The organism is Paenibacillus sp. BJ-4, assembly GCF_020404765.1.
Lineage (GTDB): Bacteria > Bacillota > Bacilli > Paenibacillales > Paenibacillaceae > Paenibacillus.
Genome location: NZ_JAIVEM010000045.1, coordinates 62593 through 87497 on the forward strand (window position 1 = coordinate 62593; position 24905 = coordinate 87497).

At 49.0% G+C, this 24905-nt stretch carries 20 protein-coding genes; 2 read left to right on the forward strand and 18 right to left on the reverse strand.

The genetic code is table 11. From position 1 onward, the window contains the following. Nucleotides 1-112: 112 nt before the first annotated feature. The 6 genes from LCF57_RS09625 to ftsE all read right to left on the reverse strand — a co-directional run bounded on the left by LCF57_RS09625 (nt 113) and on the right by ftsE (nt 6968). Nucleotides 113-670, reverse strand: a complete 558-nt coding sequence (locus LCF57_RS09625) for a class I SAM-dependent methyltransferase (protein ID WP_226000523.1) — start codon at nt 668-670, stop codon at nt 113-115. Nucleotides 671-849: 179 nt separating this feature from the next. After that, nucleotides 850-2166, reverse strand: a complete 1317-nt coding sequence (locus LCF57_RS09630; protein WP_226000488.1) for a serine protease — start codon at nt 2164-2166, stop codon at nt 850-852. 164 nt (nt 2167-2330) lie between these two features. Further along, a complete protein-coding gene (locus LCF57_RS09635) occupies nt 2331-3797 on the reverse strand; it encodes a S41 family peptidase (protein ID WP_226000489.1) in 1467 nt (488 codons plus the stop codon). Nucleotides 3798-4004: 207 nt separating this feature from the next. Then, nucleotides 4005-5288: a murein hydrolase activator EnvC family protein gene (locus LCF57_RS09640; protein WP_226000490.1), complete on the reverse strand. Its 1284-nt coding sequence runs from the start codon at nt 5286-5288 to the stop codon at nt 4005-4007. Nucleotides 5289-5374: 86 nt separating this feature from the next. Continuing rightward, nucleotides 5375-6292: a permease-like cell division protein FtsX gene (ftsX, locus tag LCF57_RS09645; protein ID WP_226000491.1), complete on the reverse strand. Its 918-nt coding sequence runs from the start codon at nt 6290-6292 to the stop codon at nt 5375-5377. Next, nucleotides 6282-6968, reverse strand: a complete 687-nt coding sequence (ftsE, locus tag LCF57_RS09650) for a cell division ATP-binding protein FtsE (protein ID WP_007432660.1) — start codon at nt 6966-6968, stop codon at nt 6282-6284. Before ftsE ends, ftsX begins: the two co-directional genes overlap by 11 nt. A gap of 224 nt (nt 6969-7192) precedes the next feature. On the opposite strand from ftsE, the gene LCF57_RS09655 reads away from it, so the two are divergent. After that, nucleotides 7193-8611 carry a VanW family protein gene (locus LCF57_RS09655; RefSeq protein WP_226000492.1) on the forward strand — a complete coding sequence of 473 codons (1419 nt, stop codon included), beginning with the start codon at nt 7193-7195 and terminating at the stop codon, nt 8609-8611. A 77-nt stretch (nt 8612-8688) separates the two neighbouring features. Here LCF57_RS09655 and LCF57_RS09660 read toward each other — a convergent pair whose 3' ends face one another. Further along, a complete protein-coding gene (locus LCF57_RS09660; RefSeq protein ID WP_226000493.1) occupies nt 8689-9876 on the reverse strand; it encodes an S-layer homology domain-containing protein in 1188 nt (395 codons plus the stop codon). 264 nt (nt 9877-10140) lie between these two features. On the opposite strand from LCF57_RS09660, the gene LCF57_RS09665 reads away from it, so the two are divergent. Then, nucleotides 10141-10929: an alpha/beta hydrolase gene (locus LCF57_RS09665; protein WP_226000494.1), complete on the forward strand. Its 789-nt coding sequence runs from the start codon at nt 10141-10143 to the stop codon at nt 10927-10929. Nucleotides 10930-11044: 115 nt separating this feature from the next. Here LCF57_RS09665 and LCF57_RS09670 read toward each other — a convergent pair whose 3' ends face one another. The 11 genes from LCF57_RS09670 to argB all read right to left on the reverse strand — a co-directional run bounded on the left by LCF57_RS09670 (nt 11045) and on the right by argB (nt 24892). After that, complete coding sequence (locus tag LCF57_RS09670) at nt 11045-12679, reverse strand: glycosyltransferase family 39 protein (RefSeq protein WP_226000495.1); 1635 nt, start codon at nt 12677-12679, stop codon at nt 11045-11047. Nucleotides 12680-12781: 102 nt separating this feature from the next. Continuing rightward, on the reverse strand, nt 12782-14383 hold the full coding sequence (locus tag LCF57_RS09675; RefSeq protein WP_226000496.1) for a glycosyltransferase family 39 protein: 1602 nt from the start codon (nt 14381-14383) through the stop codon (nt 12782-12784). Next, nucleotides 14380-14799 carry a GtrA family protein gene (locus LCF57_RS09680; protein WP_226000497.1) on the reverse strand — a complete coding sequence of 140 codons (420 nt, stop codon included), beginning with the start codon at nt 14797-14799 and terminating at the stop codon, nt 14380-14382. The genes LCF57_RS09675 and LCF57_RS09680 overlap by 4 nt, the downstream gene beginning before the upstream one ends. Continuing rightward, nucleotides 14762-15766, reverse strand: coding sequence for a glycosyltransferase family 2 protein (locus LCF57_RS09685; RefSeq protein WP_226000498.1), 1005 nt, complete (start codon nt 15764-15766; stop codon nt 14762-14764). The genes LCF57_RS09680 and LCF57_RS09685 overlap by 38 nt, the downstream gene beginning before the upstream one ends. A 24-nt stretch (nt 15767-15790) precedes the next feature. Continuing rightward, nucleotides 15791-18250 (reverse strand): glycosyltransferase family 2 protein, encoded by a 2460-nt coding sequence (locus LCF57_RS09690; RefSeq protein ID WP_226000524.1) that lies wholly within the window; start codon nt 18248-18250, stop codon nt 15791-15793. Then, on the reverse strand, nt 18243-18494 hold the full coding sequence (locus LCF57_RS09695; RefSeq protein WP_226000499.1) for a hypothetical protein: 252 nt from the start codon (nt 18492-18494) through the stop codon (nt 18243-18245). The genes LCF57_RS09690 and LCF57_RS09695 overlap by 8 nt, the downstream gene beginning before the upstream one ends. A 432-nt stretch (nt 18495-18926) precedes the next feature. Continuing rightward, nucleotides 18927-20339 carry an argininosuccinate lyase gene (gene argH / locus LCF57_RS09700; protein WP_226000500.1) on the reverse strand — a complete coding sequence of 471 codons (1413 nt, stop codon included), beginning with the start codon at nt 20337-20339 and terminating at the stop codon, nt 18927-18929. 87 nt (nt 20340-20426) lie between these two features. Continuing rightward, a complete protein-coding gene (locus LCF57_RS09705) occupies nt 20427-21662 on the reverse strand; it encodes an argininosuccinate synthase (protein ID WP_025720414.1) in 1236 nt (411 codons plus the stop codon). Between the two features lie 66 nt (nt 21663-21728). Then, entirely contained in the window at nt 21729-22685 is a 957-nt protein-coding gene (gene argF / locus LCF57_RS09710) for an ornithine carbamoyltransferase (protein ID WP_226000501.1), read from the reverse strand. Between the two features lie 48 nt (nt 22686-22733). Further along, nucleotides 22734-23996, reverse strand: a complete 1263-nt coding sequence (locus LCF57_RS09715) for an acetylornithine transaminase (protein WP_226000502.1) — start codon at nt 23994-23996, stop codon at nt 22734-22736. A 56-nt stretch (nt 23997-24052) separates the two neighbouring features. Then, nucleotides 24053-24892: an acetylglutamate kinase gene (argB, locus tag LCF57_RS09720; RefSeq protein ID WP_226000503.1), complete on the reverse strand. Its 840-nt coding sequence runs from the start codon at nt 24890-24892 to the stop codon at nt 24053-24055. Between the last annotated feature and the right edge of the window lie 13 nt (nt 24893-24905).

Below are 24905 nucleotides of genomic sequence, written 5' to 3' on the forward strand. Positions count from 1 at the left end.
ACTTCCAAATTACACAACAAAAAAGACCTGTTCAACATCTTAATGACGCTAACCGGGTCTTACCAAAGATCCTATATTCGTTTCTATTCTAATCCTCTACATAGCTGACAGATCACAGGCTGCAAGTGAATACATAAGCGGGCGGGACGTTGCAGTGTACCTTTTTAATCTGGATGTCAGCAAAAAAAGTGCGAAAAAAATTGTGTTTCACCTTGCTGTACTGGAACGTAATAAATTTGCCCTCCTGACCCAAAACCTCGGCTGTTTGTCCCAAAATAAGGCTGGATAACGCGGCTGGTAGGCTGGTAAAAGGAAGTCCTGACACGACATAATCCACCTTAGGGACTTCATACTGGCGCATATACTGCGCTACATGCTCAGCAGATCCGTGAATAACGTGCACCCGTTCCAAGTGTCCATATTTGCTTTGTAGTGTTTTGTAAAACGATTCATTGGTTTCAATCACTAGAAGTAGTGTTTCCGGACGCTTGTTTGAGATCAACTCTTGCGTAAACACACCGGTACCTGCGCCGTATTCAATAATACACGATGCTTCGTCAAAGGAAATCGGTGTGGTGATTTGCTTGGCCAGCTGTCTTGAACTGGGTATGACAGCGCCTACGCTGCGTGGATGCCTAATGTACTCTCGAATAAAGTGAATCGCATTCATCTTTTCCTCTCCCTGCTTCACACACTTGATAGGCATACGGTTCATCAATACATCCAATTACTTATTCATTGTATATCGATCAGAATAGTCATTTCAAGCAGGCGACTACCTGAATATAAAAAAGAGCGCAGAGCCTTATTCGACACTAATCAAATAAAGACTGCCCTCTTATGATACATCTATTTTTTCACGGTGTCCAAACTTGCCCCCTCCGCCTTCGATGACTGTCCAGCTTTACGTCGCCGTGCACCTATGTGCATGGCAACAATCCGGTAGATCGAGGCTGGCTGTATGGACACGGCCCAGCTCGCGTCTTCATCTGGTGCAAGCACGACCCCTAGCTGGTGATGATCGCCATCGTACATGCCACGCTGTACAAACTTGATCTCACCTTGAAGGTTGCGTACCTCCAGTTTGCAAAAGGCAGAATTAATCCGTAAGGCCTGGTGCAGCTCGGCACGGCTATTCACAACCACGCCATTCACACGGTAAATGGCCTCGCCCGTAAGAATGCCCATGGCCGTCGCCGGGCTGTCCGGCAGCACAGCAAGAACGCGCATTCCCTGCTCCGGATGAACAAACATCGGACTGAGACGGCTTTCCTCCATATTGCCATACCAGATCAGCGCTTCGTGGGCGAGGAAGGAGAATAACGCTGCAGGCAACATCAGCGGGCTCCACCAGGCCGCCAGCAGGCTTAGCAGAAGCAAAGCCACGCTGTACAGGAGCAGACGGTTCGACGTGAGCACCGCCTTTTGACGTGGTAGGTGGCCCAGCGTTACACTGCTGAAGCCCATCAGGATTGGCAAGGCTGCCAGCATATATCCCGCCCCGGCATCGCCGCCGAATAAAGGTGTCCATGGAAGCGTGAAGCCTCCCTGAACGGGAACCAACAGCAGCAATGGAATCGGCCATAGGTCTTCCATACGGTAGCCTCCAACCAGTCTTCCACGTTTGCCCTCTACAAATAGCGGAGTGGCTGCCTTTCCTCCTTGCCAGCGAACCAGCAGCGCCTCAGCCACGTGCAGCGCAGCGACCAGCACCAGCAATGCCGGTATATCCAATCCGCGGATGGCAGCTACCGATGTTCCGAGCGCCCCCTGAGGCTGCCAGCCATCTGCGACGTTCAAGGCAAATTGAGCCACACCCAGCAGACCTACCGAATAGGCCAGGCACAGGTAACGGACACGTACCAGCATGAGCAGCAATGTGGTCACCCACAGACACACGATGGAAGCTGTGTTTAGATGCACGCTGACGAACATTCCCAGAGCGGAAAGCACTATTCCAGCAATCAAACCACTCCATACGACGCGCCAGGTTTCTCCTGCCCAGCTGTGCACTTTGGTATGAAAGAGCTTGCGCTCCAGTAGCATTTGCCGACGATAGCCAAGCCCGACAATGAGTACCGAGATATAGTAAAACGGCTGCAAAAGCAGGTACAAGCAAGCATTCAGAACGCTCCATCCCCATTGTAATGCCCATTCCAAGTTCATTCACACTCCTTATGCCCCTGGCCCGCTGTATAGCGGATCACGTACATTTCATATCCATTTATTCTATATGAAATTGCCAACGTAGGGAAGACAAACCGGCAGACTGCAAATAAATGCCAATATAAAAGGAGGCTGTTTCCAGCCCCCTTGTTGTAGCCTTACTATTATTTCGCTGCGCTCGTCTTCATTTCCTTCCGAATCTCTTCAATCCCCTGCTTGAGTTGATTATCGTTTTTCGGATCACGAATTTTTTCGATCAGTTTCGCTTCCATCGCCGAAGCTGTCTTCGCATCAATGATACCGCTAGCCGTCAGCTTCGCCTGTTTTTGAAAAGCAATCACAGAGCTTTCTGTCGTTTTGTCAAAATATCCGTCTTCACGCCCCGGATTGTAACCCAAGCCTTGCAGAATGATTTGCGCATTTTTTACATCGCTGCTATTCATATTGTATTTCAGGGACTTTTCTTTGTTTAGTGGTGCCGCTGTGAAGTATTCAGGCTGCTCCACTGCGATATCCGGCTTAATCCCTTTTTTATGAATCCACGTTCCATTTGGCGTTAGCCATTTGGCAATCGTGATTTTGAGCAGGCTGCCGTCACCCATTTGCTTGTCGTAGCTGGTTTGTACCGTTCCTTTACCAAAGGAATTTTCCCCGATCAACACTGCACCAGCGGATTGCTGGAGAGCACCTGCCAGAATTTCGGACGCGCTGGCGCTACCTTTATTCATCAGCAAAGTCACCGGATAATTTTTGCTTGAACCTTTGGATTTCTCTTCTTCACGCTTCTGGTTCTTGTCTTCCACTTGTACTATCGTTTTGCCAGAAGGAACAAATTGCTGTGCAATCTCAATAACGACAGAAAGCACACCACCGGGATTATTACGCACGTCGATGACGAGCCCTTTAAGCCCTTGCTTTTCCAGCTTCGCCAGTTCTGCTTTGAAACGTTCTGCTGTATTTAAGGAGAATTGGGTAATGGTAATAACACCTACACCGTCGCTTTCCATATGAGCTGTGACGGTTTCCATATCAATGTTGTCACGGGTAATCGTGTATTCGAGCGGATCAGGAGAGCCGCTGCGCTGAATTTTGACCTTAGCCTGACTGCCTTTGGGTCCACGAATTTTGGAAACAGCCTTGTTCAGATCCAATCCATCCAGTGTTTCACCGTTAACCGACAAAATAATATCCTTAGAGCGAAGCCCCGCCTTTTCAGCCGGAGAGCCTTTAATTGGCGTTACTACGACTACTTTCCCGTTTTCCGCCGCTACCTCGGCTCCGATCCCGGTAAAAGAGCCTTCAATAGACTGCTCGAACTGCTGCGCAGTTTCCTTGCCCATATAAGAGGAATAAGGGTCGCCTAGCGACTCCATCATACCATTGATGGCACCATCCACCAGCTTGGTACGATCCACATCCTGATAATATTGTCCCTGAATCAGGTCCATCGCTGTCTCAATTTTGCGGATATCACTTCTGGAGGCGGAGCTACTCCCTGTCACACTTGCCAGCAGTCCTTCGCCCAGAGCGCTATTCCCTACTGTGGTCGTTCCAGTATAAGCAAAAGTGAGCAGACTACCGCCAAGCAGCCCAATCACCATCAAGAGTACTGCTGTACTTTTTTTCAACATCTAATCGTCCACCGCCTTCTCTTTATCTTGAATCCTATTTCCTCACAACGTATATCCATTCACGCAGTATACGTCTAGCTTGTACGGAATATGTTAATTGTATCCTACTCCGTGTCTCAATGCACATGTTCTTCATCGGGTATCAAGCTATGAAAGCAAAGCCCTATCTACAACCATATTGGCTACAAATAGGGCTTGCCTTTTCAACTATAGATAGTTCATCGGATTTACAGGTTTGTTATTCTCTCGTACCTCAAAATGACAGTGAGGTCCTGTTGAATTGCCCGTCGAACCAATTTCCGCAATTTTTTGACCGCGTTTCACAGTTTGTCCCGTATGAACCACCGTACCTCCATTGCGAATATGTCCGTACAGGGTCCATAGCCCGTCTCCGTGGTCAATCACAACCGTGTTTCCATAGCCACTCCACCATTCCGCAACAATGACAACACCGTCTTCTGCTGCATGAATATCGGTTCCCTGTGGAGCCGCCATATCAATGCCTGTGTGACCTTTAAGCTTGCCCGTAATCGGATGTACCCGCATGCCAAAAGTAGATGAGAGTCGGTAATGAGATACAGGCAAAGCCAACGTGCCTGATCCGCCCGTATACGTACTGGCTGCCGCATGGCTGGAATTTGAGCCGCCGCCTGAGGATGAAGAGGCATATCGCTTCGCCTCAGCAGCACGTGCAGCCGCTCTAGCGCGTGCTGCTTTAGCAGCCTGCTCCGCTCTGAGCTTGTTTTTCTCCTGCAGCAGACCCACACGTTTGTTAGCGAGGGCTACCAGCATATCATTTTGCTCTTCACTGATTTCATCTGACTCAGCAATATCATGATCATAATTGGCAATCAGTCTTTGCTTCTCTTTCTCCTTCGAATTCAGTTCTGCTTTGGCGTTCTGCTTGAGGGCATACAGCTTCTTGGCATTTTTATATTCTGTGTCAAGCTGCTTCTTCTTGCTTACGACCAGAGCCTTGTCCTTTTTGTGCTCGTCCAACAGGATTTGATCCTGCTCCACGATCGTTTTCAAGGAATCTACCCGGCTGAGAAAGTCGCTAAAGCTGGTCGAAGACATAAGCACGTCCATATAGGAGACGGTTCCATCTGTATACATCAGACGCACGCGGGTTTCCAGCATTTTTTCCCGTGAATTGATGCGGTCAATTGCTTCGGCCAAATCTTTTTTAGTCGCACGCAGATTATCTTCCGTTTGATCAATCTGAACCGCTACACGAGTCAGTTGATCACTGACACTGTTAATCTGTTCAAGTACCATTTTCAGGTTTTGCACGGTTTTATTTTTATAATGCTGGGCATACTGTTTATCTTGAGCAGCCTTTTCCTGCTGTTGCTTGGCAGATTTGGCCTGCTTTTCCAATTGGTTCAGCTGCGAATTGATTTCACTCACGCTTTTGGCATATCCGTCAGAAGGCTGAATCAGCAATGCGGCTACCAGGGTAGCGGCCAACACAGGTCCTGTTTTCTTCAACTTGCAATCCCCATCCTTTACCGCAAAATAACACCGGACTTCCCCGTTCTAATTGATATCGATTACGACGTCCACCAAATGATTCTTTATACTTTTAAGAACTTGCGCATGGACAGGGTACTGCCAACAATCCCGACCAGCATCCCCAAAATAACCAGCAAAGCACTCAGCTGAATCCAAATGCCTTCAAGCGGCATCAGCTTCAGCATATTCAGTGCGATGTCTCCCTGAACAGCTGTGAGCAGACGCTGATAGCCTGTAAATAAAACACCTACCGTAATAAGAGAACCAATGAGACCAATAAGCGCACCTTCGATAAAAAACGGCCATCGTATAAAAAAGTTGGTCGCACCGACCAGCTTCATAATGCCAATCTCTCTGCGTCGTGCCAATATCGTCACACGAATCGTATTCGAGATCAAAAACATGGACATAATTGCCAACCCAGCAACGAATATAAAGCCAACATTACGGATCAGTTTGGTGATCGTAAAGAGGGTCTCTACGGTGCCTTTTCCATAACGAACCTTTAAAATCGGCTTTTCTGGATGCAACGTATTCAGCTTCTCAATCTTCTCGGCCACAAATGGAACCGTCGTCGGTTCAATAACCTCTACTACAATTTTGTCCGGCAGCGGGTTACTGTCCTTGTCAAAACCCTCCAGCAGGTCTTTGCCGCTGTCTCCCAGATCTTTGCGCAACTCTTCCAATCCTTGAGCTTTAGTCACAAAGCTGGTTTTGCTGATTTCCGGCATTGCCGCGATTTCTTTTTGCAGCGTTTCACGCATGCTCTGATCCACATTCAGCTCCAGAAATACGTTAACCTCCACTTGACTATCGGCTTGATCAGCCAAGGAGTTGACGTTGAGCACCAGCATGATAAACACGCCCAGTATAAGCAGTGACACAATAATTGAGGTGATGGATGCTACGGACATCCAGCCATTGCGGAATATGTTTTTGAAACCTTCCCGCATATGACGCAAGAAGGTATTAAAAGTCATATCCGTACTCCCCTCTTACCTGATCTCTTACGATGTTGCCATTTTCGATGGCAATAACGCGTTTACGCATGGAGTTCACGATGTCCTTATTGTGTGTTGCCATCACAATGGTCGTTCCCCGGAAATTAATTTCGTCCAGCAGCTGCATGATCTCCCACGATGTTTCGGGGTCCAGATTACCTGTTGGCTCATCGGCAATGATCACCGAGGGGTTGTTCACGATAGCCCGTGCAATCGCTACACGCTGTTGCTCCCCACCGGAAAGCTGGGCAGGCTCACGGTTCATTTTCTCTTTCAAGCCAACCAGTTCGAGCACCTCTGGCACTCGTTTGCGGATCAGCTTTTTGGGAGCCTCGATAACTTCCATGGCAAACGCTACATTCTCATACGCCGTCAAACGCGGCAAAAGACGGAAATCCTGAAAAATGACTCCGATGTTACGACGAACATAAGGGATTTTACGCTGTTTGAGCTTCCCGATATTAAATCCATTAACTGAAATTTGCCCCTTGGTCGGTACTTCTTCTCTATAAATAAGCTTCATAAAAGTCGATTTACCCGCCCCGGACGGGCCGACTACGTATACGAATTCATTGCGGTCAATTCTGACCGACACTCCTTGAAGTGCGTGGGTCCCGTTAGTATAGGTCTTCCACACATCCTGCATTTCAATCACTCGATCACTTCCCGCTGCTTAATCATATTACATATAACCTAATACCCATTCGACATATTCCATGCATTTCCTCTATAAACTTCTGTATTTCATCATACCGTTTATCATTGTAACAAATTTGTTACCTAAATAGTACCGAAAGTTTTCTGCATTTGGCACATATACATGAATATTATGGCACACGAATACGTTACCAAGCTTACAAGACAGGAGACAGCTGCATTATGAAAAAAATTCATTTATCTGTCATTTGGTTATGGTGTGGAATTTTGGCGCTGGCCATGTTGTGGGGAGGGCTTCATCTGTACGCCGACAGACAAACGCTGCCGGAGGGAGTAAGGGTCGGAGGAGTCAACATGGGAACTATGGATAAAACAGCTGCTCTTCGCCTGCTGGACGAGAAACTGGATGCCTTGAAGCAACGCCCTTTGATCCTGACGGACAATGACAGCAGTGCGCAGGATATAAAACTTACCCTTGGAGAAGCAGGGGTTACTTATAAAGCAACGGCATTCCGCAATGCCGTCAAGGCGCTCGGCTCGGAGCATTTGTGGACTCGTGTGCAGACACGCTTTGCCTTTGAAAAGGAATGGCTAGTCACGCCTTCCCGACAGGAGACGGTCTTAAAAGCCCAATTGGGGAACGATTGGGAGGAACAGCGCTACGGCATGCCGGTAAATGCTGTGCGCCAGATCAGTGCGGACGATCAGGTCCGCTATATTCCGGAGCGATCCGCCCGCCGCCTGGATTGGCCCAAATTAAACGTAGCTCTGGATAAGGCGCTACCCAAGGATCTAATCACATCCGGGGAGCCAGTGCGAGTGGTATTGCCGTTCCGCCAACTGGAACCGACTATTACGGTAGATAGCCTGCGGAACGAAGGTATTGAGCGTAAAATCGTCCAGTTTTCCACCAGTCTGGGCAGCAGCTCGGAAGGACGTGTGTATAACGTCAACTCGGCCGCCAGCACTATTGATGGATTGATCCTCAAGCCAGGCGATATATTCGACTACGGGCAAATCATAGCCAAGGCTGAGCGCACTCACGGCTTTCGTGAAGCCCCGGTGATCGTGAACGGACAGTTGGAGTCCGGTATTGGCGGCGGAATTTGCCAGGTATCCAGCACCGTCTATAATGCGGCACTGCGAGTCGGTTTGGACATTATTGAGCGCCGCAACCACTCCTTGCCGGTCAGCTACCTGCCCAAGGGACAGGATGCTACTTTTGCTACCGGGTCTATTAATTTCCGCTTTAAGAACAATACGGGCAAGCATTTGCTCCTGCGTGCCGCTGTCCAAAACCGAATGCTTACCGTAAAATTTTTTGGTACCTTCCCGTCCAGTGTGTCTTATGAGCTGGAATCCCGCACGGTTCGTGTTTTACCTATACCGGAAAAGAGAATCCGCAATGGCTCATTTTCCCCCGGCTTCTATCAAGTACTTCGGCAGGGCAAGGAAGGATATGTAGTAGAAACATACCGAATCAAAAAGGTGGATGGCAAAACCGTGGAACGCACCCGGATCAGCCGCGATACTTACCGTGCACAGCAGCGCATTGTTGCTGTTCCTGACGGAAGTACATCGTCTGAGCCGCAAACACGCGAACCGCAAAAGCGTATCATTGAGGACGGCATAAGCGAATAAACAAAAAATCCCCCTTCAACTGCTGCCTGAATTGGTCCAGACAGAGCTAAAGGGGGATTTAAATTATAGGTTACTCATTATTCGCTGCGTTTACCCAAAACAGTAATTTCTACAGGCGCACTTTCGTTGCCGCCTGCATCTTCAGCTTTGATCACCAGCCTAACCGTTGCTTTTTGAGTAAGCACGTTGATGCTAAATGTACCATCATCCTTGGCTACCGCACTACCGATGGGCAGGTCGTTGGAATAAGCAGTTACTGTGGAACCAGCTTTGGCAGTCCCTGTAATTGTACCTTCTCCGTCATACACATCATTGACTTTTAGTGTATCTGTGCTTGCAACCGTGTCAGTGGTTGTGTCTGTATTTGCATCTGTATCTGCACTGGTATCAGTTGTTGTCGAGCTATCCGTAGTGGTGCTGCTGCTCGTCGTAGAATCTGTATCTGTGGTTGTGCTGTCTGTACTGGTACTGGTACTGGTACTTGTGCTGCTATCTTCAGCTTCGCTGCCAGAAGTAGTAGACGTGTTACCATAAGTGGAATCCGTAACGTTACTGTATGTGGAATCTGTTACGGTTCCGCCAGGAGTCGTTGTCAGATTATCAACGGAGCTCAGGTTGTAACCGGATGCCGCATCCAAAATGGCAATCGCTTCTGCACGAGTCAGCGGCTTCAATGGCTGGAATTTGCCGTCAGGATAGCCGTTAATGATTTTTTGCTCCGCAGCGGCCGCTACACTTTTCTTCGCCCAAGATCCAATTTTGTCGGAGTCGATGAATTTAGTGACATCTGCTGCGTTACCCGCAGTCAGTCCAATAGCTTTGCCCACGATGGCCGCAGCTTCCTGACGTGTTACTTTTCCATTCGGTTTGAGCTTGTTACCTGCATAGCCGCTTATGTAACCTGCATTCACGGCACTTGTCAGCTCATTGTATGCCCAGTGCGATGCTGGTACATCTGCGAATGTTCTGCTTCCATTACCGTTTACTTTCACACTGCCCCCATATGTTACGTCCGTCACAGCTGGAATATCCTGCGTGAACGTGCCCAGGCTGCGGTTCAAAAGAACAATAAATTCTGCGCGAGTGATCGCTGCATCCGGTTTCGTTACACCACCCAATTGTCCTGTAGCTGCCCAGCGTTGTACCTGATCTCCCGCCCAATGGCCACTTGTAGTTTGAGGAGCTGCTGCCGCAACACTGAATGCGCTTAGAATAAGACCAGTACTCAATACACCCGCAACTGTGTTTTTAAACTTTTTCCCCATATTATTAATTCCTCCTTTGATTGGCTTCATCATTCTTTTTTAAACACTTTACCAGAAAACAAACCCAAATAACCCCCAAATTAAAAAAATCGTCCCATATAACCATCCCCCTACCTAATGTAGGATAAATAAGACTCAGGACTTAATGCCCAGCTAATTGGTTGGATATGTATATTGGGACAGGCTACGCTATACTGAATACATAATAAACTGTAGGCTGAACGCAATGACGAGGTCACCACTCCTAGGAAAAGAGGATCACTTATGGCACTTATTCAATGTCAGTTTTATTCGGAAGTTCTTGGCCTGAGCACATCCATGCATGTTATTCTCCCCCAGGCAACCCGTTCCCAGATTGGACTGGAGGGCAAGCAAGGAACCGGTCCACACCCGACACTGTATTTACTGCATGGTCTGTCGGACGACGATTCGACCTGGTTGCGTCGAACCTCCATTGAGCGTTATGTCGCTTCACTGGGTATAGCTGTTGTGATGCCTCAGGTACATCGGAGTTTTTATACGGATATGGAGCAAGGAGCGGCTTATTGGACTTTTATCAGTGAAGAATTGCCGACTTTGGCACGTTCATTTTTCCCCCTGTCCGCCAAACGTGAAGACAATTTTGTAGCAGGGCTTTCCATGGGCGGGTATGGAGCCTTCAAACTGGCACTACGGCATCCAGAGCGGTTTGCAGCCGCTGCCAGTCTCTCGGGGGTCATGGATTTACACGCAGCACGCATTGATCCTGTAGTACAACCGATGAGTCCAGCGGAGTGGAGACATATTTTTGGTCCAGATGAAATACGCGGAACGGATCACGACTTGCTAGAGCTGCTGCAACGCCATGCCAACTTGGGCACACCCCTCCCCCGGCTTTACCAATGCTGCGGGACAGAGGATTTTTTATATGAGGGAAATCAGACCTTTCGTAAAGCCTGCAATTGTGCCGGAATCCCACTAACCTACGAAGAGGGTCCAGGGACTCATGAATGGGGATACTGGGACGCCAAAATCCAGGATGTATTGGCATGGCTACCGATCCAAGGGCACTAAACAGGTTAAAAAAATCCCCGCAGCTTCCTCATCACACTAAGCTGTTGAGGAGATTGCGGGGATTTGTTATGGTCCGATATGCAAGCAACTGCTTATATTCCTGCCGCGCGTCACGTCAAGGGGCTACCGTTGTCCCCGACGATGGAGATACTTTAGCTTGTGACTTGGGTAGCACCTTGTACAGGCGCCACTCTCCATTAAACTCACGCTCAAGCTTGACCCACGGTGCACCTTTTTCATATAAATTCGGATATACCATGTTGATTTTACTCAGTGGCATGCCTGACATGATTTTAGGTACAAGGATGTAATTCACATGGCTATCCTGCGGATAGCTTAATGCTTTATTGAACGAGAAATCACTTGTGATCAGGAAGCGTTTGGGATACTGACTATACACGATCATGGTGTAGGCTGAGGCCGAATCGGTCATAATCGTAGACTTCGGCAGATGCTCATCCAGCCAGACGGCAATTTTTCGATCTGATACCTGTCTTACATAGTTCACATTCCCCGTTCGGGTGAGGAAGCTGTTCTCATCCGGCGCAATATCCGGACGAGTCAACGCATAAGAGAGTAATCCAGCGGTAAGCAGCAGACTGACAGATACCAGACCAAAGGCAGCTCTCCGCCATCGTCCCTGAAGCTGGCTCAGCTCATACGGTAGCCAAGCGACCGTAATCGGAAACACATACATAAAATAACGGAACCACCCATACGAAGATTGCTTCATCATGAGTAAAAATTGCAAACCCGGCACGGACAGGAACAGCAGTAAAATAATCAGGGTTCCCCACCGGAACAGGCGCCCGCTCATTAAGCGAATGAACAGGATAGCAAACAGCGGCACAGAATACCAAATCGTTTTGGAAGCAATAAACTTCAAGGCTACCAGCGGATTGGAGAATATCTCCACAAATTTATCATCATTTAGCAATTCTGCTGATTGTGCCGTGTTCGAATACTCCGAATTGAGGAAATAAAAAGCATTTCCCATAATGAGATAATTAAAGAAAATCCACAGCAGTCCTGAAAAGATCACGGGGAGCAGGAGAAGGAGCCAGGTTGCCTCGACCTTGTGCAGCTTTTCCCGCAAAGGCAGTTCACGTCTGTCCATATGCCGATGTAAAAACAGCACCGCTACGACCACGCCACACGCCATTGCCACGCCCAATGGTACCGCCTCATAGCGAGTCCAGAACGCCATGGCTAGCGCTAATCCAGATACAATTAGACTGGCCGTCATACGATCCTTAAGCCACAGCGCAAATTCAATCACCGTCATCATAATAAAATATATGTATAGCGAATCACTCAGCCCATTGGCACCGAACAGTAAAATAAATGGATTGAGCGCATACAGCAGAGCCAGCATCAAGCTCATCCCTGAGCTAAGCCCGGTTCTGACACCAGCCCGATACAGCAGCATTGCAGTCAAAGCGGCAAAGGTAGCACTAAGGATAACAGCGGCTAATCCATAAGAAGCTAATGCCGGAAAAACTGGATACAGCACTAGAATTACCAATTCCAGAAGACTGGGCAGCGGATTCCAAATAAATCCGATTGCACCCAGATGCGGGTCACGGCTATACAGTACATAAAATGCGTTGGCAACGCGACTGAGCGCGTCCGTATGCATATATCCCAAAACATAGCTGAAATAGATGCCCGCGGACAGCTCTAACGCAAGTATAAATACAAACAGACCTATAGCCATCCATCTGCTTGCAGACCATGTGCGAAAGGACATTCCTCTCGTTCCCCCTCAAACTTGTTGCGGTATTGCAGCTGTAGCCTTCCCTTCCATCCTGCAGCTGCATGAATCCATCCGCTACATTACACCACATATCAATTATTGTGGTTTTTTATGTTCTATTTTGTATAATCGCCACTGTCCGTCAAAATCACGTACCAGCGAGGCCCACGGTGCACCATTTTCAAATAAGTCGGGATAATTTCGATTTACCTGATCCAGTGGAACTCCTTCCACCACACGCGTTACGAGCACATAATCTACCTTGGAGGCAGGCAAATCCGCTAAGGATTTCCCAAAATCATAATCGCTCGTAATCATAAATTTCTTCGGAATTTGGCTGCTCAGAATGATCGGGTAAGCAGTATAAGAATCTGTCAGAATGAGAGATGAGCCATAATGTTCATCCAGCCAAGGTGCGATTTTCCGCTCAATAATTTGTCGTTCATAGCTTTCATTACCACTATGCGTCAGATAGCTGTGTTCATCAGCGGCAATCGAAGGATTCGTCAGTGCATAGGATAACAAGCCTACTGTAACCAGCATCCCGGCTGTTACCAATGAGATTCCGAGTCCCCGCATTTTTCCTTTTAGCAAGCTTAGCTCATACGGCAGCCAGGCCACCGTAATCGGGAATACATACATAAAATACCGGAACCAGCCGAAGGAAGACTGCTTGAGCATCAGTAAAAGCTGCAGACCGGGTACCGATAAGAAGATCGCGAGAAGCGTTAGCGTGCTCCAATTCAACAGCCGCTTGTCCAATAGTCGAATGAGCAAAATGGCAATCAGCGGAGCAGCATACCACAAGGTTCGTTGTCCGATAAATTTCAGCAGCAGCAGAGGATGCGCAAACATCGTCACAAAGCGCTGATCTTCCAGCAAAGCGGTTGATTGTGTGGCATTGGAATATTGCGAGCGCAAGAAGTAGAGCGGATCATCCATGATAATCCAGTTAAAAAAGAGCCAAAGCAGCCCGGAAAAGACAAGCGGCAACAATAACAGCAGCCAAGTCGCTTCCACCTTGTACAGGCGTTCTTTGAAGGATAGTTCCGTCCTGTTCATATCTCTGCTTGTACGCCAACGATGTAGAGAAAGAACAGTCAACAGTACACCCAAAGCCATGGCAACGCCGAGCGGGACTGCTTCATAGCGTACCCAAAAGGCCAAGGCAAGCGCAAAACCTGAAACGATCAAATTCGCCGCCTTGCGATCCTTCAGCCACATGCAGAATCGACTCACCGTCAACAGAATAAAAAAGATATATGGCGAATCGCTCAAGCCGTTAAAGCCAAATAGAAACATAAACGGATTCAGTGAAAATAACAGCGCAATCAGCAGACTGATTCCACCATGCAGCCCCAGTTGCTTCCCCGTTCCGTACAATAATGCTGCGCTTGCGCCTGCGAACAGGCTGCTCACAATTACAGCTGCCAATCCGTGGGAAGCAAGTACAGGAAATAATGGATAAAACAACAGCACAACCAGTTCCATCAAACTGGGCAGCGGATTCCATACAAAACCAATAGCTCCCAAATGCGGGTCACGACTGTACAGCACATAAAATGCGTTAGCCACCCGACTGAGGGCATCTGTGTGCATATAACCCAGATACCAGGCAAAATAAATGCCTACGGCCAGTTCAAGAGCGGTAATACAAACAAACAACGACAACGTTTTTCCGTGTTTTTTTAAAATCATGAAGCCTCTTTCTGACGCTTTTGCGGAACGGTGAAAATCCAATAGCGGTTCCAGATGTAATTATGAATGGGCACGATGATGGTAGTCAGCACTTCGCCGATCAGATACGACCAACCGATCCAGTGAATCGTTACGTACATAAGAGCTGCATTCAAGAGCAGACCACAGGAGCAGACCAACAAATATTTAAGAAATTGTGTGCGGCTCCCCTCGCCGGTGGGCTCGAACGTCCAGTTCCGATTCAGCACGTACGAAACGAGCAGCGTCACCACAAATCCTATCGTAGTAGCTGTTACGGCAGGCACCTTGAACAGCTCCACCAGCAGCACAAGCACACCGACGTGGATGCCTGTACCCAGCAGTCCCACAATACTGTATTTAATGATTGGATACTTTAGATATGAACGTCTGATCATGATTAAACTCCCTATCCACCCACAATCGGTCAGCATTCGCCCGTTTGTCTGCAATTAGATAACGGGGTCGGGCTTTGACTTCGTGATATATGGCGGCAATATATTCTCCTACCACTCCAATGGACAGCATGAGGACACTGCCAATGATCAAGAGCAGTAATATGACAGTCGTAAAACCGGTCACAGCATCACCCGTTAATTTGCGCATCAAGGTTTGAATCCCCAATACGACTGAAATCAGCATAAAAATGATTCCCATCAGACTGACTACCCGCAGCGGTACGGTTGAAAACGAAACGATCGCTTCGGCTGCCAGCCGAAACAGCCCGAACGGACTCCAGCGGCTTGGACCTTCCTCCCGCGGGGCCACTCGAAACGAAATCTGGGTTTTGCGGAAACCAAGCCAAGCCGTCATTCCGCGAAAAAACGGCATACGCTCCGGCATTGCCATCCAGGCATCCACTACCCGGCGATCCAGAAGCTTGTAATCAGAAGCATCCTTCAAGTTAAAGCCCGTCAAACGGTTCAAGGTCGCGTAGAACAATGAAGCACCGAGCTTTTTGCCCACCGACTCTTCTCCCCTAAATTCTTTCACACATTCGACCAGATCATAACCTTCATTCTGCCATAAACGCACCATTTCCCCGATCATCTCAGGAGGATGCTGCAAATCGCCGTCCATAACGATGATCGCATCACCGGAGGCATTTTCCAAGCCTGCGCACAGTGCCAGCTCCTTGCCAAAGTTCCGGCTCAGCCGCAGCGCGAGCAAAGAAGGCATACGACGGGACAATTCGGACAGTTTGAGCCACGTGTCGTCTTTGGAACCATCATCCACGATAATCAGTTCATAGCGTGAGGTAACAACAGACAATACTCCGTCAATTACCGTGAGTGAACGCTCCAAATGCGAGCTTTCATTATACATGGGAATGACGACAGATAGAAAAGGTGTTTTTGTGTCCATTTCTTGCTCCTTCTTTCTTCATATTCAGGAGGACTGTGCCGGAGGATCATCCAAATCGTGCATATCGGTCAGACCATGCGTCGTCTTCTCCCAATAGAACGGCTTGGTAATGAGCTGCCAGGCTGCTTTGACCGCAGCTATACTCATAAGTACCCAATATAACGGCGAAAGTAGCCCATATTTGACCATCGCGTATGAAAATGTTCGTTCACCACGCTCTTCCAGCTCCCCAATGACCCAATACATGCCGGCCACATTACTGAATACGAACAGAAAGTTACCGATATAAAATTCCGCGCTGGCCAGGTAATACACATAACCCGGAAACAGCTTGGGAATAAAGGACAATTCCCAGCCAAACCATAAAATAAGCAAACCCCAGAAAATCGGGTTCAGCAAAGGCAGCATGGGAGTTGCCAGAATCATAACCTGAAAGCCAAAAAAACCTTTCCAGCCCACTTCACGCACCAATTTAACCGGATTGCGCATATGAACCAGCCATGTCTGCATATACCCCTTGATCCAGCGTGACCGCTGACGAATCCAGTTGCCGACACGGCTGTTGGCCTCCTCCCATGTGCGAGAGTCGACAATGGCGGTTTTATAGCCGCCTTTATACAGACGTATGCCCAGATCGGCATCCTCGGTTACATTGTAGGGGTCCCATGCATTGATATCTTTTAATACAGTTACCCGAAAATGATTGGACGTGCCGCCGAGCGGAATGGGGGTATCTAGCTGCATAATCCCCGGCAGCAGCAATTCGAACCACATGCTGTATTCTTGAGTAAACCAGCGAGTGAGCAAATTTTGTGTGCTGTTAAAATAATTGAGCTTTGCCTGAATACATGCATAATTCTCAGGAAGTGAATTGAACGCCGCAATGACCTTTTTAAGCTGGTCAGCGTCGGGACGATCCTCGGCATCGTAAATGACGACAAATTCGCCACGGGCCCGAATAAGCCCGTAATTACATGCCTTTGGCTTGGTTTTCGGCAGGCCGTCAGGGACGACCAGTGTCGTATAATAGGCTGGCAGCTTCATGTCGCGAAGCAGCTCAATCGTCTCCATGTCGTCCTCTTCAATTAGCAACCGCACATCCAGCTTGGATTTGGGATAATCCAGCTGCTCCAAATTCCGCAGCAGCATCGGAAGCACGCCTGCCTCCTTGTACATCGGTACAAGGATCGTATAGATCGGCAGCTTTTTTTCATCCATGGCGTCAACCTCTTCCTTCGTGAAGCGAAGCTGCGCTCCACGCCGGGAACCGAGATAGATAATGCCGAATTTGAAAAGGGTCATAGCAAAATAAAACAACTGAATCATCATATTGATAATCAGCACCGTTTTCCAGCTGTTCCAGAAGAGGCCGAGCAGTGTGATTACGCCCATCGCCGCAAACACCAACAACTGCCCCTTCGTAAAGGTCGTGCGCGCCGAATTGTGCGGCTCTTTTTCGAGCAGCCCGGTCGTGCTCTCCTGCATCATTTCTTCACCGTAAATTTTACCCCAGAGCTGTTCCATTTCTTCCTTGGTCGCCAGCACTTGCTCTACCGGCATACCGAGGATTTCCTCCAGCTTCAGGCGTCGCTCTTCTGGCAGCGGGTCACTGACCGCCACAATATAGCGGTTCATATATTGATGAATGACGACCACACCATAAGCCATGGCCACCTGCTCAGGAAGCTTATAGGCTGCATCCAGTGCCAGCTCCTCGCCGATGCGTCCGATCCGGTTCTGTGTCGCAATCGCCCGGTACAAATCCGCGGGTTCCAGCATTTGCAATGACAGCAAAATATCGCCGAGCAGCCCGCCGCTCTTTGCCTGGAACTCCAGTGCGCGCTCTAGCTGCTCAGGTAAAATATAGCCGGAACGAACCAGCATATCGCCCAATCGTTCCTTGGACTCGTCCCCGTCAACCTGCTGCTGGAGCTGCTCGGCTGTAATGAAGCCCATCTCCACGAGAATATCACCCAGCCTGCCACCATAACGCTTTTGGTTTCGGATGGCGTCTGCCAGTTGATCCCGGGTGATCAACCCGTTCTCCAGAAGTTGATCACCCAGACGGGCTTTGCCGTTTCGTCCGCTCTGTGACTCTGCGGCAATCTCCCCGCCTTGCGCACCAGCCCCACTGGAAGCCAGCCCCATAGCGACGCCCGCTGCTTGCTCCTGCTGCCCGGAAGCATACTGGACCTGCGCCTCCTGGACCTGTCCAGCCTGCATGCCTTCATCTAGCAATTGCTCCACTGCTGCTGCGGAATCATTAGCGTCCTTTATAGCCTGGATGCGAAGCTCTGTATCCTGGAGCCGCCGTTCCAGCTCTTCGATATGAAAATCAAGCTTGTACAGCACCGGAGCCTGCTCTGAGCGCTGGGCTTCTAGCTCCTGCTTCAGCTGAGCGATCTGCTGACGCTCTTCTTTTATTCTTCTGTTGGTTTGGCGAATCGAAACTCCGCCAACCTGCCACCTCAGCTTGTCACCCATGGATTCCCGCCCTTTCAATCCAGCGCCGCTCTTCGGCGAGCGCGTCCGCAAGCAGCTGCTTCAGCTCCGCATCCCGTTGCTTTTTCCGTTCCAGTGCCGCGTGAAAAAGCTCCCGCTCCTCACGCAGCAACTTCTCCGCTTGCATCCGCTCCTCATTCAATGAAGACACCAGTTGTTCGGCGTCAGAAGCGCGATAACCAATCCATGCGCTCTTTAACTGCCGCGCCGTTCTTTTACTTCTCATAGTACCTCCTGTACCGTCCTGTCTCTGTCTCTCGAGCATGTCACTACTTCGATGGTTAATCCGTCCTTACGCAAATCAGAACCTCTTATATTTCTTATATAAACCAATCATTTACACATTGATGCAAATTTTCCGGTCCAGAAAAGCACTTTCTTCAACCTGATATCGCTATGTAAAAATGGGTCCGTTTTGGCTAATTGGGTCTACCATTAAAAACTTAGTGCTATTCTACCATAATCATGGCAGAAGTAGGTATACAATAATGTAAATTATAGAATCTTTCATACTGATGTATAACTAGGTATTTAGAACTACTAAGTATGCGTCTTATACAGCAAAAAAGGCACCGCGAACGGTGCCTCTATTAATGAAACTTGAGATTCCACATATGATCTTGTAACCAAGCAGAAGCATATTGCATCTTTTGCTGATTTAGTTGCTCCGTTGGTGCTTTTCAAACCAGCTTGACGTATCTGCCAAGAGCTGTTCACTACGTCCTATGGCTGCCTGTACCTGTCCTGTAGCTGTTCCGCCATATACATTCCGTGCATTCACTACGGCCTCTGGTTGAAGCACCTCATAAATACGGTCGTCGAACAAATCGGAAAACTGCTGGAATTCCTCTAGGGTCAGATCCAGCAAATATTTGCCGTGTTGGATACAATACAGCACGGTTTTGCCAATGACCTCGTGCGCCTGACGGAAAGGAAGTCCCTTGCCGACCAGGAAATCCGCAATATCCGTTGCGTTCGAGAAATCCTGATTGACGGCTTGACGCATGCGATCCTTGTTCACCTTCATCGTAGCGATCATCGGTGCGAACAGCTGTAGCGCTCCTTCCAGCGTAGCAACGGTATCAAACATACCTTCCTTGTCCTCCTGCATATCCTTGTTGTATGCGAGTGGTAAGGATTTCAGAACGGTCAGCAAGCCCATGAGATTGCCGTAGACACGTCCGGTTTTCCCACGTACCAGCTCCGGTACGTCCGGGTTCTTCTTCTGCGGCATAATGCTGCTGCCTGTACAAAAGGCATCATCCAGCTCCACGAAGCCAAACTCCGTGCTGCTCCACAGCACCAGTTCTTCGCTCAAACGAGACAAATGCGTCATAATCAGCGAGGCTCCGGCCAGGAACTCTACAATAAAGTCCCGGTCACTGACAGCATCCAGGCTATTTTCATATACGCCATCGAACCCGAGCTGCTCAGCCACAAAATGACGGTCTATCGGGAAGGTGGTTCCTGCCAAAGCGCCAGCACCCAGCGGCAGCACATTGATGCGCTTGTAGCTGTCCTTAAGACGGTCAATATCGCGCTCCAGCATAGATACATACGCGAGCAAATGATGCGCAAACAAAATCGGCTGTGCACGCTGCAAGTGTGTGTACCCAGGCACAATCGTGTCCAGATTGTCCTTGGCCTGTCCGATTAATGCGGCTTGCACATTATGCAGCATCCCTATCAGCGATACCACACGGCCGCGCAAATACAAGTGCATATCCGTTGCTACCTGATCGTTGCGGCTGCGTCCGGTGTGCAGCTTACCACCGACCGGACCGATGGCTTCGATCAGATTTTTTTCGATATTCATGTGAATATCCTCATCCGAAACGGAAAATTCAATCTCTCCACGGCGGATACGCTCCAGTACCGTGTGAAGTCCTTCCTTGATCGTGTCGACGTCCGCTTGCGGAATAATGCCGCATTTGCCCAGCATAGCCACATGGGCCAAGCTGCCTTGGATATCCTCTTCTGCCAACGCCTGATCAAACCCGATGGAAGCCGTGTATTCCTCTACCAGCTTATTCGTTTGCTTCGTAAAACGTCCGCCCCATAACTTACTCATTGCATGATCCCCTCTCTGCAATAACAAGCCGCCCTCGTCGTTTGGACAAGAACGGCCCGCATTCCGTACATTTTTTAGATTACATCCTTATTTATGATTTTGTGTTACGCCCGCATTAACCTTCAAGCGCAAAGCATTCAACCGGATGAAGCCTGTTGCATCGCCTTGATCGTAGGCTTGTGTCGGATCGGCTTCCATCGTCGCAATGTCCGGGTTGTACAAGCTAACCGGACTCTTGACGCCTGCACCGATAATATTGCCTTTATACAGCTTCACACGTACAGTACCACTGACGTTTTTCTGGCTCTCATGAACCAGAGCCTGCAGAGCCACACGTTCCGGTGCGAACCAGAAACCGTTGTAAACCAAGGTAGCATAACGGGTAATCAGACTATCACGCAAATTCATAACTTCGCGATCCATCGTGATGGACTCCATTTTACGGTGAGCTGTGAACAGGATCGTCCCCCCCGGTGTCTCATAGACTCCACGGCTCTTCATGCCCACAAAACGGTTCTCTACCATATCTACACGTCCGATGCCGTGCTTGCCACCCAACTCATTCAGTTTTTCCATCACTTGCAGTGGAGTCAACCGCTCTCCGTTCAAAGCAACGCAGTTTCCTGCTTCAAATTCCAGCTCCAAATATTCCGCTTCATCAGGAGCGTCCTCTGGTGCATTGCTGAGCAAGAACATTTCTTTATTTTCAGGAGCACTCGGATCAAACCAAGGGTCCTCCAGCACACCGCTTTCATAGCTGATATGCAACAGGTTGCGGTCCATGGAGTACGGCTTGGCTGCAGAAGCAGTTACCGGAATACCGTGTTTTTCCGCATAGGCAATCATTTCTGCCCGGCCCGGGAACTGATTGCGGAACTCTTCCAGCCGCCAAGGTGCAATCACCTTGATATCTGGCGTTAATGCCGCCGCGTTCAGCTCGAAGCGCACCTGATCGTTGCCTTTACCTGTTGCGCCGTGAGCGATTGCTATTGCTCCCTCGGCAATTGCAATATCGACCATCCGCTTAGCGATCAACGGACGTGCAATACTCGTTCCGAGCAAATATTGTCCTTCATACAAAGCACCCGCCTGAAACATTGGATAAATAAAATCCTTGGCGAATTCATCACGCAGATCATCAATGTACACTTTGGAAGCTCCCGTAGCGAGCGCTTTTTCCTCCAAACCGTCCAGTTCTTCCTTCTGACCGATATCTGCGGTAAATGCGATGATTTCCGCATCATATGTTTCCTTGAGCCATTTCAAAATGACCGACGTATCCAGACCGCCGGAATATGCGAGTACGATTTTATCTTTTGCCATGTTTAAAGTCCTCCCCAAATGCTTCTAGCCTTTATCTTCCTTACCTATCTTCCTTACCTATCTTCCTTACCCCAGCAAAGCAACCAGCAGCGCTTTTTGCGCGTGCAGACGATTTTCCGCTTCATCAAAAATGACCGAATTCGGACCGTCGATGACACCTGCACTCACTTCTTCCCCACGATGTGCAGGCAGGCAGTGCAGGAACAAATAATCCGGCTTGGCCAGCTGGACCAGTTCCTCATTCACCTGGAAGTCGGCAAAAGCAAGCTCACGCTCCTTCTGCTCTTCCTCAAAGCCCATGCTCGCCCATACATCCGTATAGATCGCATCCGCATCCTTTACCGCTTCTTGCGGACTTTGCGTTATAACGATTTCACTACCTGTCTGTTTGGCAATCTCACGGCAAGCTGCAACCACACTCGGGTCAGGCTCGTATCCAGCAGGACTTGCAATCGACACATGCACTCCGAGCTTCGCTCCACCAATCAAGAGGGAATGCGCCATATTGTTGCCATCCCCGATATAAGCCAATTTGAGCCCTTTTAGCTTACCTTTTTGCTCATACAAGGTTTGATAATCAGCCAATACCTGACATGGATGCGCCAAATCGCTCAAGCCATTGATTACAGGGACGGATGCATAATGTGCTAACTCTACCACATTATCGTGCCCAAAGGTACGAATCATAATGCCATCCAGATAACGTGACATCACTTGTGCCATGTCGCTAATAGGCTCACCGCGTCCCAGTTGAATGTCATTCTTACTCAGGAAAAGGGCATGCCCGCCCAATTGATACATACCGACCTCAAAAGATACCCGTGTACGCGTAGAGGATTTTTCGAAAATCAGTCCGAGTGTCTTCCTTTTTAGCGGCTGATAGACTTCCCCGTTTTTGTGCTTACGCTTAATTTCGATGGCGAGATCAATTAGATACTGAATTTCCTCTGTCGAGTAGTCGTCCAGCTCAAGGAAGTCTCGCCCCTTCAAATTTATCTGCTGCAGTGCGCCGCTCTGACTCATGCTATCGTCTCCTTTTACACTCTAATCTAGATGAATTGACCTTTAACACTAAGCCACATGCTCCCGAATCAATTCAGCAATCAGTGTTACAGCCTGATCAATCTCACCCTTCGTTACATACAGGTTAGGCAACAGGCGAATCACGTTCGGTCCTGCTGTAATGAACAAAATCCCCTTCTTCTGTCCTGCCAAAACAAGCTCTGCTACCGGTTCCGCACACTCAATGCCGACCATCAGCCCTTTTCCACGGATATCCTTTACAAAAGGAATATCTCCAAGCTGCTTTTGCAGGCTATGGAACAAATATTCGCCCATCTCAGCTGCACGTTCTGGTAGATTGTCATCAATAATCGTTTCAATGGTAGCCTGAACCGCTGCCATCGCGAGCGGCGTGCCACCAAAGGTGGAGCCGTGGCTGCCTGCTGTGAACGCTTCGCGCAAATATCCTTTGCCCAGCATCGCACCTACAGAAAAGCCACTGCCCAGCCCCTTCGCCAATGTAAAGATATCCGGCTCTATGCCATAATGCTCAAAGGAAAACAGCTTACCTGTCCGTCCCATGCCTGTTTGCACCTCATCAATGATCAGCAGCAAGCCATGCTCACGGCACAGCTTGGTAATCACGTCTACAAAAGCAGGGTCTACCGGATACATGCCGCCTTCTGCCTGCACCATTTCCAGCATAATGGCTGCGGTATTTTCACTGATGGCTGCTTCAAGCGCAGCCTGATCGTGAAGTGGAACGCTTTTAAACCCGGCAGGAAGCGGCAAAAATCCCTCTTTAACTTTGTCCTGACCAGTAGCGGTCAGGGTTGCGAGCGTCCGTCCGTGAAAGGATTGCGTGAACGTAATGATCTCGTAGCGGCCGGTCTGCTTCACCTTTTGATGATAACGACGCGCCAGCTTAATCGCAGCTTCATTCGCTTCTGCCCCGCTATTGCAGAAAAATACAGCATCTGCGCTGCTATTGGCAGTCAGCAAAGCCGCTGCCCGTTCTTGCCCGGGAATATGAAACAGATTGGATACATGCCACAGTTCATCAATCTGTTTCTTCAATCGCTCAGCTACAGCCTGAGGCGCATGCCCGAGATTGGTAACAGCAATACCTGACATAAAATCCAGATAACGCTTGCCCTGATCATCCCACAGCCAGCTTCCTTGACCTTTAACCAGTGAAAGCGGGTATCTTGCATAGTTTGGAAAAAGAGAGCTTTCCGGCTGCACTTCTACAGACACCTTTTCCGCGTGCACTCCGACTGCATTTGTACTTGGCGATTCCTCGCTCACCAGTGCATTAGACTCCTTACTCATGTTGTTCACGCTCCTTTTATTCGTTTATGGTTAACAGGTTTCGTTATATATCGCAATTACTGCATACGCACGATGCGTGTTCCAATCGATTCCCCGCCCAGCACACGGCTTAACACCTGCGGCTCGCTGCCGTCCACAATAACGACTTCTTTCACTTTTCCGTGGATGCAGGCAATAGCCGCTCTCACTTTCGGGATCATACCACCGTATATTTCACCCGTGCTGATCATATCTTCAATCTCCTGTACGGTGATAGAGTTCAATACCTTCTTTTCTCCGCCATTGTTTTTCAATATGCCCGGTACATCGGTAACCACAATCATCCGACTGACGCCGAGATGAGAGGCCACCGCACCCGCAGCTGTATCTGCATTAATGTTGTAACGCTGACCGGATCGATCAATCCCGATGGGTGCAATAACAGGCATATAGTTCATATCCAGCACACCTGTAATAATCGAAGCTTGAACAGACGTTACCTCTCCGACCCAACCGACCTCTGCGGCATTCGACACAGGCTTCGCTTCGATTAAATAACCATCACTGCCTGACAACCCCAGCGCTCGCCCACCGTGCATCCCTATTCTGCGTACAATCTGCTTGTTAATGCTGCCCGCCAGCACCATTTCCACGACATCCAGCACGGGCTCAGTCGTTTTACGCAATCCATGAATGAACTCCGTTTCGATTCCCAGCTTCGCCAAACTGTCGGAGATCGCAGGGCCCCCGCCATGGACGATAACAGGTTGAAGACCTTCCGACTGCAAACGAGCCAAGTCGTCAAAAAAGGAATCAGGCAGCGCAGCCAGCGTACTTCCTCCGCATTTCATCACAAAATTACGACGTGCCACTCCGGCATGATTGGCTTGATCCGCGTGCTCCATTGCTGATTGCATATCATCTCTCCTT